Origin of the sequence: Microbacterium sp. NPDC088619 (genome assembly GCF_044752825.1) — a bacterium.
In the GTDB taxonomy this organism is placed as follows: domain Bacteria; phylum Actinomycetota; class Actinomycetes; order Actinomycetales; family Microbacteriaceae; genus Microbacterium.
This window is the reverse complement of record NZ_JBIVLZ010000002.1, coordinates 13,088-28,507: the sequence shown is the minus strand read 5'-3', so window position 1 is coordinate 28,507 and position 15,420 is coordinate 13,088. Positions and strand designations below refer to the sequence as shown.

At 68.8% G+C, this 15,420-nt stretch carries 13 protein-coding genes and 1 riboswitch; all 13 genes read left to right on the top strand.

Features of this window, described 5'->3' with window-relative positions; all coding sequences use genetic code 11:
* Nucleotide 1: 1 nt before the first annotated feature.
* The 13 genes from ACIP5T_RS14570 (at nucleotide 2) to ACIP5T_RS14510 (ending at nucleotide 15,282) form a co-directional block, all read left to right on the top strand.
* Nucleotides 2-1,378 carry a sensor histidine kinase gene (locus ACIP5T_RS14570; protein WP_400864879.1) on the top strand — a complete coding sequence of 459 codons (1,377 nt, stop codon included), beginning with the start codon at nucleotides 2-4 and terminating at the stop codon, nucleotides 1,376-1,378.
* On the top strand, nucleotides 1,375-2,355 hold the full coding sequence (locus ACIP5T_RS14565; protein WP_400864876.1) for a TAXI family TRAP transporter solute-binding subunit: 981 nt from the start codon (nucleotides 1,375-1,377) through the stop codon (nucleotides 2,353-2,355). The genes ACIP5T_RS14570 and ACIP5T_RS14565 overlap by 4 nt, the downstream gene beginning before the upstream one ends.
* Nucleotides 2,356-2,707: 352 nt before the next feature.
* Nucleotides 2,708-3,457, top strand: coding sequence for an amino acid ABC transporter ATP-binding protein (locus ACIP5T_RS14560; protein WP_400864873.1), 750 nt, complete (start codon nucleotides 2,708-2,710; stop codon nucleotides 3,455-3,457).
* Between the two features lie 46 nt (nucleotides 3,458-3,503).
* Nucleotides 3,504-4,412: a glutamate ABC transporter substrate-binding protein gene (locus ACIP5T_RS14555; RefSeq protein WP_042536552.1), complete on the top strand. Its 909-nt coding sequence runs from the start codon at nucleotides 3,504-3,506 to the stop codon at nucleotides 4,410-4,412.
* A 60-nt stretch (nucleotides 4,413-4,472) separates the two neighbouring features.
* Nucleotides 4,473-5,129, top strand: a complete 657-nt coding sequence (locus tag ACIP5T_RS14550; RefSeq protein ID WP_042536554.1) for an amino acid ABC transporter permease — start codon at nucleotides 4,473-4,475, stop codon at nucleotides 5,127-5,129.
* On the top strand, nucleotides 5,126-6,052 hold the full coding sequence (locus tag ACIP5T_RS14545) for an amino acid ABC transporter permease (RefSeq protein ID WP_400864868.1): 927 nt from the start codon (nucleotides 5,126-5,128) through the stop codon (nucleotides 6,050-6,052). Before ACIP5T_RS14550 ends, ACIP5T_RS14545 begins: the two co-directional genes overlap by 4 nt.
* Before the next feature lie 21 nt (nucleotides 6,053-6,073).
* Nucleotides 6,074-6,709 (top strand): hypothetical protein, encoded by a 636-nt coding sequence (locus ACIP5T_RS14540; RefSeq protein ID WP_400864865.1) that lies wholly within the window; start codon nucleotides 6,074-6,076, stop codon nucleotides 6,707-6,709.
* A gap of 50 nt (nucleotides 6,710-6,759) precedes the next feature.
* Nucleotides 6,760-7,800, top strand: a complete 1,041-nt coding sequence (gene pheS / locus ACIP5T_RS14535) for a phenylalanine--tRNA ligase subunit alpha (RefSeq protein ID WP_400864862.1) — start codon at nucleotides 6,760-6,762, stop codon at nucleotides 7,798-7,800.
* A complete protein-coding gene (gene pheT, locus ACIP5T_RS14530; protein ID WP_400864859.1) occupies nucleotides 7,800-10,304 on the top strand; it encodes a phenylalanine--tRNA ligase subunit beta in 2,505 nt (834 codons plus the stop codon). Before pheS ends, pheT begins: the two co-directional genes overlap by 1 nt.
* A 128-nt stretch (nucleotides 10,305-10,432) precedes the next feature.
* Nucleotides 10,433-11,149: a DUF402 domain-containing protein gene (locus ACIP5T_RS14525; protein ID WP_400864856.1), complete on the top strand. Its 717-nt coding sequence runs from the start codon at nucleotides 10,433-10,435 to the stop codon at nucleotides 11,147-11,149.
* Between the two features lie 64 nt (nucleotides 11,150-11,213).
* Nucleotides 11,214-12,179, top strand: coding sequence for an NAD-dependent epimerase/dehydratase family protein (locus ACIP5T_RS14520; RefSeq protein ID WP_400864852.1), 966 nt, complete (start codon nucleotides 11,214-11,216; stop codon nucleotides 12,177-12,179).
* Nucleotides 12,180-12,202: 23 nt separating this feature from the next.
* Nucleotides 12,203-12,296: riboswitch (TPP riboswitch) on the top strand.
* Nucleotides 12,287-13,135, top strand: coding sequence for a hydroxyethylthiazole kinase (gene thiM / locus ACIP5T_RS14515; RefSeq protein WP_400864849.1), 849 nt, complete (start codon nucleotides 12,287-12,289; stop codon nucleotides 13,133-13,135). It overlaps the preceding riboswitch by 10 nt.
* Nucleotides 13,132-15,282: a bifunctional hydroxymethylpyrimidine kinase/phosphomethylpyrimidine kinase gene (locus tag ACIP5T_RS14510; RefSeq protein WP_400864846.1), complete on the top strand. Its 2,151-nt coding sequence runs from the start codon at nucleotides 13,132-13,134 to the stop codon at nucleotides 15,280-15,282. Before thiM ends, ACIP5T_RS14510 begins: the two co-directional genes overlap by 4 nt.
* Nucleotides 15,283-15,420 lie beyond the last annotated feature (138 nt).

Genomic DNA, 15,420 nt, shown 5'->3' with positions numbered 1-15,420 from the left:
GATGCGCAGACGTCTGGTCGTCGTGTTCCTCGTGCCTCTCGTCGCGATCCTGCTGTCGCTCGGCGGTGCGACGGCGTGGAGTGCGACCCGCAGCATCCAGCAGGCGTTCTACACCGAGCAGCTCGGAGACCTCGGGTACTTCGTGACGAGCGCGCGACAGGCGCTGCGGTCGGGGAGCGCGACGGTGATCGACGCTGAGGTGAGGCGCTTCCACGAGGTGTACGGGATCGACGTCGTCGTGTTCGATCTCGCCGGCGGCGTGTGGGCGTCGGGAACGGACACGGCCGAGGTGCTGCCCGACGACGACGCCGCACGAGTCGGCCTCGCTCTTTCCGGGCGGCGTGCTGAAGCTCCTGAACCGGTGTTCCCCTGGATCGCGGCGGAGTCCTCCCTCGTCGAGCCGGTCTTCGATGACGGCGACGTCATCGGCGCTGTCATGCTCTCCGCAGACGTCGAGGCGCCGAGGACCGAGATCCTGCGCCAGATCCTCGTGCTGACGGCGGTGTCGACGGTGTCGATCGGGCTGGGGGTGCTGCTCGTGTTCCAGCTTGCTCGGTGGGTGCTCTCTCCGGTGCGCCGTCTCGATGAGGCGATGATCGCGATCGAGCGCGGCGAGATGGACGCCAGGGTCGCAGAGGACACCGGTCCACCGGAGCTGCGCCGGATGACCCGCGTCTTCAACGGCATGGCGGATGAGATCGAGCGCGTCATGACGCGGCAGCAGGAGTTCGCTCTGAACGCCTCGCATGAGCTCCGCAATCCCCTCAATGCCCTTCTGCTGCGTGTCGAGCACCTCTCGACCGGCTTGGACGACGACTGGAAGGACGACATCGAGGAGACCAGGGAGGAAGGGCGCCGCATGGCGCGCATCCTCGAGACGCTCCTCGGACTCGCGCGAGGCGGACGCTCAGACACCACGATCTCGGCTGTCGACCTCACGACGCTCGCGGCCAGACGCGCCGATGCCTGGAGCCAGGTGGCGTCCCACCGGGGGATCCGGACCGTCCCGATCGGGGTCGACCCGGTGATGAGCATCACCGATCGTACGATCGTCGAGAGCGCGCTCGATGCTGTCATCGACAACGCGGTGAAATTCTCTCCCCCCGACTCCGTGGTCGAGATCGGATCGCACCGCGGCGACGGACTGTGCGCGCTGACCGTCCGCGATCACGGCCCAGGCCTCACACGGGAACAGGCCGCGAACGCCGCCGATCGATTCTGGCGGAGTGACGACAGCGGCGGGGTGCCCGGTTCCGGCCTCGGCCTCGCGATCGCGACCGACCTCCTGGAGGCGATCGGCGGGGAGCTGAGGGTCGACACACCGGAGGACGGCGGACTGCTGGTCTCACTGCTGCTGCCGGACGGAGCGGCGGAATGAGCCGGCACGGCATGCGCGGCGCTCGCTGTCGCAGGATCGCGGCCGCGGCGGCGGTGCTCGTGCTCGCGGGCACGAGCAGCGCCTGCAGTGCTCGATCGGCCGAATGGGGCGACTCTCAGTACGAGATCGCCGGAGGGGGATCGAACGGGGTGTACTACGCCTACGGTGCGGAAGTCGCTCGCGAGCTCTCGGAGTCGCTGGGCGTCAGCGCGGCCGTGGCCGAGACCGCCGGGTCGGTCGACAACCTCGTGCGAGTGAGCTCAGGGGAGGCGCTCCTCGGCTTCGCGCAGGGGGATGCCGCGGCAGACGCGGTCGCGGGTGCCGGGGCCTTCGACGAGGCGCTGCCGGTGCAGGCCGTCGCGCGCCTGTATGACGAGTACCTCCACGTGGTCGTGCGCGCCGATTCGGACATCGTCGAACTCGGAGACCTCGCAGGGAAGACCGTGTCGCTCGGCGCGGAGAACTCCGGCGTCAACGTCATCGCCGCACGAGCCCTGGATGCTGCAGAGGTCGACATCACGTCGATCGAGGATCCCCAGCTCGACCTCAGCGAGTCGATCAGTGCGCTCGAGGGATCGAGCATCGACGGATTCTTCTGGGTGGGCGGCATCCCGACGCCCGGCATCGCCGAACTGGCGAAGACGGCCCCCGTGCGCCTGGTGCCGGTGGAGCAGAGCTGGGTCACTGCGATCAACACGCGCTACTCCGACGCGTACCGTCCGTCCGACTTCCCTGTGGGCCTCTACGGACTCGACGAGTCGGTGCCGACGATGGCGGTCCCGAACTATCTGGTCACCTCGTCCGACACTCCGGACGGCGTCGTGCGAGACGTGCTCACGAGCCTCTTCGACGCCCGCACGGAGATCGCACAGCGGGTGCCGGTCGCTTCGCTGCTCGACCGCAGGCAGGCGATCTTCACCGGGCCGGTCGACCTGCACCCCGGCGCGATCGAGTACTACCGAGACCAGCGCGACTGAGGCCTCAAGAAATCCTCAAGAAGTGTCATGCCGGCATGCCGCTCTGCCAATCTGGGGGTCGATCGCGCACGATTCGACGGAGAATTCAGATGCCACAGAGCCCACGCCCTTCACTCGGGCGCGCTCGCGGTCATTCTCGGGGATCGTCGTGCGATCGGATCCGGTCGGAGGCTTGCTGCCACGTTCTACTCGGGGGAGGAACGGAGCAGCAGGGACGCCCCCACGGTCCGCGGGGGCGGACCGTGGGGCACTCCGGCGTTCGGGCTGATTCGGCCCCTTCGCGTGGTTACGAACGTGTAAATGTCGACGCATCAATGTGGAGCCACGTGATCGACCTGGCTAGTTTGGAGAAATGATGACCTCTGGTAAGCCTCTCGTCGTGGTCGACAACGTCCAGAAGCACTATGGCGACTTCCAGGCACTCACGGATATCGACCTCACCGTGAACGCCGGCGAGGTGGTCGTGGTGATCGGCCCCTCCGGCTCCGGCAAGTCGACGCTGTGTCGCACGATCAACCGGCTCGAGACGATCACGAGCGGCACGATCAGCATCGACGGCAAGGCGCTGCCGGCTGAGGGCAAGGGGCTCGCGAACCTGCGAGCCGACGTCGGCATGGTGTTCCAGTCGTTCAACCTCTTCGCGCACCTCACGATCCTCGAGAACGTCACGCTCGGCCCGATCAAGGTCCGCGGCATGAAGAAGGCCGATGCCGACAAGGAGGCGATGATGCTGCTCGAGCGCGTCGGCGTCGCCCAGCAGGCGTCCAAGCTCCCCGCCCAGCTCTCGGGCGGACAGCAGCAGCGCGTCGCGATCGCCCGTGCGCTCGCCATGCAGCCCAAGGTCATGCTCTTCGACGAGCCGACCAGCGCGCTCGATCCCGAGATGATCAACGAGGTCCTCGACGTCATGGTCGAGCTGGCCCGCGACGGCATGACGATGATCGTCGTCACCCACGAGATGGGTTTCGCGCGCAAGGCCGCCAACCGAGTCGTGTTCATGGCGGACGGGAAGATCGTCGAAGAGGCGACCCCCGAGGAGTTCTTCACCCACCCGAAGAGCGACCGCGCCAAGGACTTCCTCTCCAAGCTCCTCACGCACTGACGAGCTTCACAGACCTTTGCACACACAGCACACGAAGGAGACGCACATGCGACGCACACGCACACTGGCAGGAATCGGGATCGCGACGGTGGCACTGTTCGCGCTGACCGCCTGCAACAGCGGCAGCCCGTCCGACCCCGGCGCCGGAACCGGCGGCGACGAGGGCGAGGACTCCACCTGGTTCGAGGTCGCCGAGGACGTCCAGCTCGAGGGCAGCCCGACGTTCGACGCCATCCAGGAGCGCGACAAGGTCGTCGTCGGCGTCAAGGAGGACCAGCCAGGTCTCGGCTACCTCGACGTGACGACGGGGGAGCGCACCGGCTTCGACGTCGACATCGCCCGCTGGATCGCCGCCTCGCTCGGCTACGACGAGGACAAGATCGAGTTCAAGCCGATCGCTTCGGCGAACCGCGAGCAGGCGATCACGAACGGTGACATCGACTACTACGTCGGCACCTATTCGATCAACGACAAGCGCAAGGAACTCATCGACTTCGCCGGTCCGTACTTCATCACCGGCCAGGGACTCCTGGTCGCCGCTGATGCTGACGACGCCGAGGCGCTCGAGGACTTCAACGGCAAGACCGTCTGCTCTGCGACCGGCTCGACGCCGATCCAGAACATCAAGGCGAACTTCCCCGAGATCAAGACGCAGGAGTACGACCTGTACTCCGCGTGCGTCCAGGACCTCATCGACGGCAAGGTCGACGCGGTGACCACCGACCAGGCGATCCTGATCGGCTACGCAGCGCAGTACCCGGACGACGTGAAGGTCACCGGCGGCCTCTTCACCGAGGAGCGCTACGGTGTCGGCCTCACGAAGGGCGACGACGCGCTGCGCACGCACATCAACGAGCTCTTCACCGACAACGGCGACATCTGGCAGGCGATCTTCGACGCGAACCTCGGTTCCAGCGGCATCGAGGTCGAGCAGCCCGAGGTCGACGCGTACTGATCGACATGGGCGGCCCTCCTCGGGAGGGCCGCCCACCCATTCTGAAGAAGGGAGGGTGGCGTGGACGTCATCTTCGGCAACCTCGACCTGTGGGGACAGGCGATCAGCAACACGCTGATCGTGTTCTTCGCCGGCGGGATCATCGCGCTGATCCTGGGCCTCATCGTCGGGGCGATGCGTGTCTCCCCGGTGCCCATCGCGCGCGGCGTCGGCACGGTGTACGTGAACACCGTGCGCAACACCCCGCTCACCCTCGTCTTCTTCTTCTTCATCTTCGGTTACCCGCAACTCGGGCTTCCCGATCTGTCGAACCTCGTGCTCGGCATCCTCGCCATCGGCATCTACACGGCGACGTATGTCGCCGAGGTGCTGAGAGCCGGAATCAACACGGTGCCGGTCGGCCAGGCTGAGGCCGCTCGAGCGATCGGGCTGCCTTTCGGCCAGGTGATGGGCCTTGTGATCCTCCCGCAGGCCTTCCGATCGGTGGTTCCGCCGATGATGAGCGTCTTCATCGCTCTGCTCAAGAACACGACCGTCGCAGCCGGATTCTCGGTCGCCGAGCTCGCGGCGCTGCGGTCGACGATCAACGACTCGGCCGACCGCCCCGGCAACCCTATGGAGGTCCTCCTCTGGGTCGCGGTGGTGTTCGTCGCCCTGGTGCTGCTGTTGAGCTGGCTGCAGCGATATCTCGAGAACCGATGGAGGATCGCGCGATGAGCTCTGTACTGTACGACGTCCCCGGACCCCGGGCGATCGCCCGCAACCGGGTCATCGCGGTCGCCACCATCGTCCTCGTCCTGGTCGCTGTCGGCTTCATCGTCCTTCGGATGGTGGAGACGGGGCAGTTCTCGGCTGAGAAGTGGTTCGTGTTCACGTTCTCCAACGTCTGGATGGGCATCTTCAAGGCGCTGGGCAACACGCTCGCCGCGTTCGCCCTGGCGGCGGTGCTCAGCATCGTCGTCGGGTTCGTGCTCGCGATCGGGCGCCTCTCGGAGCACGCCTGGGTACGGATCCCGGTGACTGCGATCACCGAGCTGTTCCGTGCCGTGCCGGTGCTCGTCTTCATGATGCTGCTCTATTACGGGCTTCCCGTGGTCGGCATCAAGATGGACCCGTATTGGGCGGTCGTCATCGCGCTGATGGCATACAACGGCTCCGTGCTCGCAGAAGTGCTCCGGGCCGGTATCGAGTCCCTGCCCCGAGGGCAGAAAGAGGCCGGTTACGCGATCGGACTCCGCAAGAGCGGCGTCATGCGTCTCATCCTGCTGCCGCAGGCGATCCGGGCGATGCTCCCGGTGATCGTCGCCCAGCTGGTCGTGACGATGAAGGACACCGCGCTCGGATTCATCATCACCTACCCCGAGCTGCTGTACTACGCGAAGCAGCTGACGTCGCAGCAGGGTCGCCCGATCCTGCAGTCCGCCTTCGTCATCGGCGGCATCTACATCATCATGTGCCTCATCCTCTCGGGCATCGCGAAGTGGGTGGAGATCAGCACCCGTCGTTCGCCGAAGGTCAAGGCGATCCAAGCGGCGGCAGACCCCCGTCAGCACGGAGATGGCACCGACACCGAGCTCATAACTCTGCAGCGTCGCGGCAGCGGTCTGGATGGCACCGCGGGCGGGGGCGGCGCGATCTGATCGTCTGACAGGCTTGTGGCCGTGAAAGTCGAACCCGTCTCCGCCTATCCGTCTGCGACGAGCCGAACGCTCGCGGAGTGGCTGGATGCCGATCTGGCCGCGTTGCATGGGTCGGAGTGGCGGTCCCGGCTGCGTGAGATCGCCGATGCACGAGCGATGCGTCGAGGCATGTGGGCATCGTTCCTGGCGATCGGCTCGTCAGCCGTGGTCCTCGGTGCGGTCCTGCTGGCGGTAGGCGCCCCGGCATCCGCGTATGTGCCGACGATGATCGTCGGCGGCCTCATCGCCGCCGCTTCCGGTCTGTTCCTCGCACGCGTGAGACGCTGGCTGCCGAAGCCCGGCACGTCGTACACGACTCGGGGCGCCGGCTCGCTCGGAGGCGGCCTCGTCGCCGCGGCGAGCCTCTTCGGTGCGATCAACGTCTTCCTGATCCCCGGGATCGTCTCCTCGGTCGATCCGGTGCCGCTCCTCGTGCTCGACGCCGGCGTCGCACTCGTGCTCGTCTCGGCGTTCGTGATCCCGGCCGCGATCATCGGTCGGGGACGGCAGACGCTGCGCCGCGAGGTGAAACGAGACCAGCAACTCGCGGCGGCGCTCGAGCGCGATCGGGTCACCTGGGTGCCCCGAACCGCGGTGCCGATGTTCGGCCCGCTCTGACCCTGGCACTGAGGTAGGAGCAGTCCACGGCCCCGGTAGACTCCTGTCTCGTGTCTGAGTCTCCCGAAATCACCCCGGAAGCGGTCGAAGCCGCCGTCGCGGCCGCGCTCGAAGCGATCGCCGCAGCAGCCGATACCACCGAGCTGAAGGCGGCGAGAGCCGCTCACGTCGCTGACGGCTCTCCGCTCGCCGTCCTGAACGCCTCGATGCGGCAGGTGGCTCCTGAGAACAAAGCGGCCTTCGGCAAGCTCGTCGGCCAGGGGCGCGGCCAGGTCACCAAGGCCCTCGCCGCGAAGGAGGAGGAGCTGGCCGCCGCCGAGGTCGCCGCGCGTCTCGAATCCGAGCGCATCGACATCACCGCTGTTCCTTCCCGCACGCGCGTCGGTGCTCGGCATCCGCTGACCCTGCTCAGCGAGCAGATCTCCGACATCTTCGTCGGCATGGGCTGGGAGATCGCGGAAGGGCCTGAGCTCGAGCACGAGTGGTTCAACTTCGACGCCCTGAACTTCGACGTCGACCACCCCGCTCGCCAGGAGCAGGACACCTTCTACGTCGACCCGCCCTCGCGGCACCTCGTGATGCGCACGCACACGAGCCCCGTGCAGGTGCGCTCGATGCTGGAGCGCGACGTGCCGATCTACGTGCTCTGCCCCGGTCGCGTCTACCGCACCGACGAGTTCGATGCGACGCACCTCCCCGTCTTCACGCAGTTCGAAGGCCTGGTCGTCGACAAGGGCATCTCGATGGCGCACCTCAAGGGCACGCTCGACCATGTCGCGCGCCAGCTCTTCGGGCCGGAGGCGAAGACGCGCTTCCGCACGAACTTCTTCCCTTTCACCGAGCCGTCCGCCGAGCTCGACCTGTGGCACCCGACCTTCAAGGGCGGCGCCCGATGGATCGAGTGGGGCGGCTGCGGCATGATCAACCCGAACGTGCTCCGCGCGGCCGGGATCGACCCCGACGTGTACAGCGGCTTCGCGTTCGGCATGGGGGTGGAGCGCGGACTCATGTTCCGCAGTGATGTGCAGGACATGCGGGACATGGCAGAGGGCGATGTCCGTTTCAGCGAGCAGTACGGGATGGTGGTGTGATGCGCGTCCCGCTTTCGTGGCTGCGTGAATACGTCGATCTGGCAGCGGATGCGACGCCCGAGGACGTTCTGGCGGCGATGGTCACCGTCGGATTCGAGGAAGAGGACATCCACCGCTTCGAGATCTCGGGTCCCGTGGTGGTCGGACAGGTGGTCTCCCTCGAGGGCGAGCCCCAGTCGAACGGCAAGACGATCAACTGGTGCCAGGTCGACGTCGGCGAGGCGAACGGCGGCATCCGCGGGATCGTCTGCGGAGCGCACAACTTCGTCGCCGGCGACAAGGTCGTGGTGACCCTGCCCGGTGCTGTGCTGCCCGGGCCGTTCCCGATCGCCGCACGCAAGACCTATGGTCATGTGTCCGACGGCATGATCGCCTCGGCGCGTGAACTGGGTCTGGGCGACGAGCACAACGGCATCCTCGTGCTCGCCGATCTCGGAATCGACGCCCCGGTGGGCACCGACGCGATCAGCCTGCTCGGTCTCGACGATGTCGCGGTCGAGATCAACGTGACGCCCGACCGCGGGTACGCGTTCTCGCTCCGCGGCGTCGCGCGCGAATACTCGCATGCCACCGGAGCGACATTCCGCGACCCGGCGGAGCGAGACTTCGCCGAGCTCCAGCCCGGAACCGGTCACACCGCGATCGTCGACGACGCCGCCCCCGTGCGCGGCCGCGTCGGCGCGAGCGAGTTCGTCACCCGTGTCGTCCGCGATGTCGACCCGTCGCGCCCGACCCCGCCGTGGATGATCGCGCGCCTGTCGCTCGCCGGCATGCGCTCGCTCGGCATCCTGATCGACATCACCAACTACGTGATGCTCGAGCTCGGCCAGCCGCTGCACGGATACGACCTCGACAAGCTCGCCGGTGGCATCACGGTGCGCCGCGCGACCCCTGGCGAGAAGATGACGACTCTCGACGGCCAGGAGCGAAAGCTCCATGTCGAGGACCTGCTCATCACCGATGGGTCGGGACCGATCGGTCTTGCCGGCGTGATGGGCGGCGGCACCACCGAGATGAGCGACACCACGCACAATGTGCTGATCGAGGCGGCGACGTTCGACCCCGTGACGATCGCTCGCACCGCACGTCGGCACAAGCTCCCGAGCGAGGCGTCAAAGCGCTTCGAGCGGGGCGTCGACCCGCTCGTTCCCTTCGTCGCCGCTCGTCGGGCCGCCGACCTGATGGTGGAGTTCGCCGGGGGCACGCTCACCGAAGAGGGCGGCGCGCTGTTCGCCGAGGTCTTCGTCGCCGACATCGAGCTGCCGAGAGGATTCGTGCAGGGGCTCATCGGCGTCGACTACTCCGACGACGAGATCGTCGGTGCGCTCACGACGATCGGCGCCGAGGTCACCGAGGCGGATGCCGGCTGGACCGTGATCCCGCCGACCTGGCGCCCCGACCTCACCGACAAGTGGTCGCTCGCTGAAGAAGTGGCGCGCATCCACGGCCTCGACCGCATTCCGTCGGTGCTGCCGACGCCTCCCTCCGGCCGTGGCCTGACGCCGCACCAGCAGGGGCGCCGTCGCGTCGCCGACGCACTGGCGGCTGCGGGGCTCGTCGAGACGCCCTCGTTCCCCTTCACCACCGAGGCCGAGAACGACCTGCACGGTTCGGCGTCGGGAGAGCACCTGCCCAGCATCCGGCTCGCGAACCCGCTCGACGGCTCCGCTCCGTTCCTGCGTCGCTCGCTCATCCCCGGGCTGCTGCAGACCGCGCACCGCAACATCTCGCGCGGCCTCACCGACCTCGCGCTGTTCGAGACCGGAGTCGTGTTCCTGCCCGAGCCCGGTGTCGAGTACGGCACCGATGAGGTTCCGCCGCTCGGCGTCCGTCCGTCGGACGAGACCCTCGCCGCGCTGAACGCGTCGATCCCGCCGCAGCACCGCCACGTCGCGGCACTGTTCACGGGCAACATCGTCGCACGACAGCCCGGCCGCCCCGCCGAGCCGTCCGGACTGTCGGAGGCGCTGGACGCCGCTCGTGTCATCGCGGCTGCTGCCGGCGTGGACATCGATGTGGCGCAGAGCGAACGCGCGGCACTGCACCCCGGCCGCACCGGCGTACTCGTGGTCGGCGACGTCGAGGTCGGATACGTCGGAGAGCTTCACCCCGACGTCGCAGCGGGCGCCGACCTGCCGGGTCGCGCGACCGTGCTCGAGATCGACCTCGACGGCATCCTCTCTCTCGGGGGAGGCCGTGCTGTCGCCGCGTCACTGTCGACCTTCCCGGCGGCGACGCAGGATGTGTCGCTGGTGCTGGGCGCCGATGTGCCCGCGGGCGCCGTCCGTGCCGCACTCGAAGAAGGCGCCGGCGCTCTCCTCGAGGCGATCCGACTCGTCGACGACTACCGCGGCGACGGTGTCGCCGAGGGGCAGAAGAGTCTCACCTTCGCGCTGCGGTTCCGCGCGGACGACCGCACGCTGACCGCGGCGGAGGCGACGGAGGCGAAGCTCGCGGGCGTCGCTGTCACGGCCGAGCGCTTCGGCGCGACTCTGCGCGACTGACCCATCGCTTCGCGAGCCGCACCCGAGGGCAAGCGGTTCGCGAAGCGATGGTCGCGGCGTCGGATCCGGATGCGATCGCCCCGCCGAGCCGACCCGAATCCCGCGGGCGCCCGAGGTAGCGTGTCGTGATGAGCATCCTTCCCCACAGCACGCCTGCGGCGGTTCCCGACGGTGTCCGACCGATGGGCGAGGCGCCCTTCCTCGAACCGGGCGATCAGATCGCCTGGCACTACCGGAAGCCGGGCTGGCAGCCCGGAGACGCGTCGACGATCACGCCCATGCGAGTGGTCCGCGACGATGAGCACGGCCTCGTCGCCTGGCTCGCGCCCGGAACCCTCCAGGAAGGGCAGGGCACTCCTGCAGGCGAGCGCGTCCGGACGGTTCCGCTCGATCGACGATGGCTGGAGCCGCGGACGCGAATCGTGGAGGAGTGGTGGGGCAACGGCATCCTGAGGATCGCCCCCGCAGGCGCCGCGTGGTCGGTGTGGCTCTTCTGGAGCGACGTGAGCGGTTCGGACTGGGACTTCGCCGGCTGGTACGTGAACCTCGAGAACGCGCATCTGCGCACCGACCACGACACCTATTCGTCCGACCACATCCTCGACGTGGAGATCGAGCCGGACGGTCGAGTGCATCTGAAAGACGAGGACGAGCTGATCGCGGCCGTCGAGCAAGGCCGCCTCACATCCGAGCAGGCGGCGCAGATCGAGCGGCACGCGGACGCGGCGATCGAGTCGTTCCGTGATGCAGACTGGCCGTTCGCCGAGGAATGGCGCGAGTGGCGCCCGGATCCCTCGTGGACCGTCCCGGAGCTGACAGGGCTGTCCGACCTGCGCACGCGCTGAACCAGGTATCCGCCGTGAGCGGAAGGCACTTCCCCTCACAGACGGATGCTGATGCCATGGGTGCATGACAGATGTGCTGATCCTCGGTGGAACGGGCTGGTTGTCGAGCCGGATCGCCCGACGGATGCTGGTGAACGGAGCGACCGTGATGTGCCTCGCCCGGGGCGGACGTCCGTCTCCCGAGGGAGCGAGCCTCGCGCTGGCCGACCGGGAGGATCCCACGGCGTACGATGCCGTGTCGGGTCGGGACTGGGACCACGTGATCGACATCTCGTCGACTGCCGCTCACGTCGAGGCGGCGGTGGCCGTGCTCGGGGAACGGGCCGCCCGCTGGACCTACGTCTCGTCGATGTCCGTGTACTCCGACGACACGGCGGTGGGAGCCGATGAGACGGCGGCCGTGCACTCGCCGGCGGAGCCCGGTGACGAGTACGAGTACGGCGCGCAGAAGGTCGCGGCCGAGAACGCCGTGCGCGGGCTGGGCGAGCGAGCGCTGATCGTGCGCCCCGGGCTGATCGTCGGCGAAGGCGACCCGAGCGATCGCTTCGGATACTGGGCTGCGGCTTTCGCACGCGCGGTCGATGGACCCGTTCTGCTTCCGCGCACCGAGGGGCGCGACGTGCAGGTGATCGACGTCGACGATCTCTCGGAGTTCGTCGCCACCACGCGCGCCATCGGTGTGGTCAACGCGATCGGTGACCGGCATCCGCTCGCCGAGGTGCTCGCGACCGTGCGACGGAGCACCGGACATCGTGGCGACACGGTGATGGTCGATGACGAATGGCTGATTGAGAACGGCGTCGAGTACTGGGCGGGGGAGCGTTCGCTGCCCCTGTGGCTGCCCGCCGACATGACCGGCTTCATGACCCGCACCAACGCCCGGTATCGCGCCGCAGGCGGCACCCTGCGACCGCTCGACGAGACCGTCGCGGCCGTCATCGCCGACGAGCAGGAGCGAGGGATCGACCGCGACCGGCGCGCCGGCCTCACCCGCGCCGAGGAACTCGAGCTGCTGCAGCGACGAGGATGACCGTGGGGCGTCGCTAGACTTCGAGCAGTGACACGGGGTGCCGCATCCGCGGCTGAGAACAGACCCGTCGAACCTGATCTAGTTCGTACTAGCGAAGGGATGTCGCATTGAGCGATCGTCTGCGTCCAGAATCCGAATCGAACCTCGCGGCCTCGGCCGCCGAGCTGCTGTCCGCGCTCCGTGAGTCACCACCGCTGACCCACTGCATCACCAACACCGTCGTCACGGGCTTCACAGCCAACGTGCTGCTGGCTCTCGGGGCAGCACCCGCGATGGTCGACATCGTCGACGAGGCGGGTCCCTTCGCGGGCGTCGCGTCCGGCGTGCTGATCAACCTCGGGACTCCGACCCCCGAGCAGCGGGCCGCGAGTCTCGAAGCCGTCGCCGGTGCCGCCGCCGCGGGTACTCTCTGGGTGCTCGATCCGGTCGCGATCGGTTCCCTGCCCGTGCGCACCGCGCTCGCGCACGACCTCGTCGCCTCCCGCCCGACGGCGATCCGCGGGAACGCCTCCGAGATCCTCGCCCTCGCAGGCCTCACTGCCGGAGGTCGTGGGGTCGATGCCACCGACACCACGGATGCCGCCTCCGACGCCGCCCTCGCGCTCGCCGCCCGTCACGGTTCCGTCGTCGCTGTCTCGGGACCGGTGGACCTGATCACCGACGGTCGCCGTGTCATACGGATCGCGAACGGCGACGAACTGCTCACCAGGGTCACCGGCGGCGGGTGCGCACTGGGTGCCGTCATGGCCGCGTTCCTGGGGGTCGCGCGCACAGCCGGGACAGATGCGCTGACCGCCGTCGCCTCCGCGAACCTCGTCTACACGATCGCCGCAGAGCACGCCGCCGCACGGGCTTCGGGTCCCGGCAGTTTCGCGGTCGAACTCCTCGACGCACTCGCCGCGTTGCAGCCGCACGACCTCGCGGATGCGGCACGCGTCGAGGAGCGTGCACTGTGATCGCGGATCTCTCGCTGTATCTGGTCACCGACCCGGACCTCTGCGGGGAACGCGGTGTCGTCGAGACCGTCCGTCGTGCCGTCGACGGGGGTGTCCGGATCGTGCAGCTGCGGGACAAGACGGCGACGGATGCCGAGACCACGGCGCAGCTCGTCGAGCTCTCCCGCGTGATCGACGGTCGTGCACTGCTGGTCGTGAACGACCGCCTGGACGCTGCCCTCGCCGCGCGGGAGCAGGGCGCGCGGGTCGATGGCGTGCATCTCGGGCAGGGGGATGCGTCGGTGCTGCGCGCGCGCGAAGCTCTCGGCGCCGAGGCGCTCATCGGCCTCACGGCGAACAGCCGGAAGCACTTCGAGGCTGTGCGCGCGCTGCCGCCCGGCACAGTCGACTATCTGGGCGTCGGCGTCATCCGCCCCACCAGCACCAAACCCGACCACCCGCCGGCCCTCGGCGTCGAGGGCTTCCGTGCCCTCGTCGCGACGACCGTGCTCCCGTGCGTGGCGATCGGAGGGGTGGGCATCGACGACACCGAGCGGCTGCGGGCTGCGGGGGCGGCCGGCCTCGCCGTGGTCTCGGCGCTGTGCGCGGCCGCGGACCCGGCCGAGACCGCAGAGGCGTTCGTGCGTCGCTGGCGCGCGGCGGGTACACCGCGGGTGCTCAGCATCGCCGGGAGTGACCCGTCCGGCGGAGCGGGGATCCAGGCCGACCTCAAGTCGATCGCGGCGAACGGCGGCTACGGCATGGCTGCGCTCACCGCGCTGACCGCCCAGAACACCACCGGCGTGCGGGGTGTTCACGTGCCACCCGCGACCTTCCTGCGGGAGCAGCTCGACGCGATCTCCGACGACATCGTCGTCGATGCGGTCAAGATCGGGATGCTCGCGAACGCCGATGTCATCCGCACTGTCGCCGACTGGCTCGATGCCGTTCGGCCGCCGATCGTCGTCCTCGATCCCGTCATGGTCGCCACCAGCGGCGACCGGCTGCTCGACCAGGATGCCGAGGCGGCACTGCGCGAGCTGCTCCGGCGTGCGCACGTCGTGACTCCCAACCTCGGCGAGCTCGCCGTGCTGGCCGGGCGGATGATCTCGGGATGGGGCGACGCGCTCGCCGCAGCGGAAGACCTGTCGACGGCGACCGGGGTGGCGGTTCTCGTCAAGGGCGGGCACCTTGACGGGGACGACGTCCCCGATGCGCTCGTGGACGCTGCACGGGGCGTGCGGCGCGAGTTCCCGGGCCGTCGGATCCGCACCGCGAACACCCACGGCACGGGGTGCTCGCTCTCGTCGGCGCTGGCCACACTTCTGGCTCGCGGCGAGACGGCCGTCGATGCCGTCGCCTCGACCCGGGCATGGCTGCGTGAGGCACTGCGCGAGAGCGCGGCGCTGCGCGTCGGACGTGGTCACGGACCGGTCAGCCACTTCTCGGGTCTGTGGGAGCGCGGCGGGCTCGATACGAGACCGACGCCGGAGCAGATCCGCGCCGAGTGGTGGGCGCGGACGGCCGACGTGAGGGCGGGGATCGACGACCTCCCCTTCATCCGCGGCTTGGCCGACGGCACTCTCGCCCGGGAGCCGTTCCTGTTCTACCTCGCGCAGGACGCCCTGTACCTCCGTGAGTACGCCCGTGTGCTCGCCGAAGCCTCACGCCTCGCTCCGACTCCGCTCGAGCAGGCGTTCTGGGCGCGCTCCGCCGAGGGGGCGATCATCGGCGAACTCGAGCTGCATGCATCGTGGCTGACCCCGGGTGAGGGTGTGGATGCGGCGATGTTCTCCGTCGCTCCCGCTCCGGCGACCGTCGCGTACCTCGACCACCTGCGCTCCGTGGCGTTCGGCGGTGATTACGCCGAGCTCGTCGCCGCGGTGCTGCCGTGCTTCTGGCTCTACACCGATCTCGGGCAGCGGCTGCACGCGGGGGAGTTCGGCGAGAACGCGCAGGATCCCCGGCATCCGTACGCGTCCTGGCTCGCGACATACGCGGACCCGGCGTTCGAGGATGCGACGGATCAGGCGATCGCCCTGGCCTCGGCGGCCGCGGCGACCGCCGCCCCGGCCGCACGGGATCGGATGCTGCGCGCCTTCGAGGTGTCGAGCGCCCACGAGCTCGCCTTCTTCGCCGCACCGTTCGCATCTGCTGCCTCTGCATGACGGACCGGATTTGCGCATGCCGCGACGAGCGCGCTATCGTCGCGGCATGCCTTCGGCCGCCACCGCTACTCTGACGCTCGCTCCGAGCGTCATCGCCGTGCGCCGACGCCGCAGCGGCCGCCGACTCTAGGCGACCCT

Coding starts and splice junctions, on each gene's coding strand:
- ACIP5T_RS14570 (WP_400864879.1), top strand. CDS start 2: ATGCGCAGACGTCTGGTCGTCGTGTTCCTCGTGCCTCTCGTCGCGATC.
- ACIP5T_RS14565 (WP_400864876.1), top strand. CDS start 1,375: ATGAGCCGGCACGGCATGCGCGGCGCTCGCTGTCGCAGGATCGCGGCC.
- ACIP5T_RS14560 (WP_400864873.1), top strand. CDS start 2,708: ATGATGACCTCTGGTAAGCCTCTCGTCGTGGTCGACAACGTCCAGAAG.
- ACIP5T_RS14555 (WP_042536552.1), top strand. CDS start 3,504: ATGCGACGCACACGCACACTGGCAGGAATCGGGATCGCGACGGTGGCA.
- ACIP5T_RS14545 (WP_400864868.1), top strand. CDS start 5,126: ATGAGCTCTGTACTGTACGACGTCCCCGGACCCCGGGCGATCGCCCGC.
- pheT (WP_400864859.1), top strand. CDS start 7,800: ATGCGCGTCCCGCTTTCGTGGCTGCGTGAATACGTCGATCTGGCAGCG.
- ACIP5T_RS14525 (WP_400864856.1), top strand. CDS start 10,433: ATGAGCATCCTTCCCCACAGCACGCCTGCGGCGGTTCCCGACGGTGTC.
- ACIP5T_RS14520 (WP_400864852.1), top strand. CDS start 11,214: ATGACAGATGTGCTGATCCTCGGTGGAACGGGCTGGTTGTCGAGCCGG.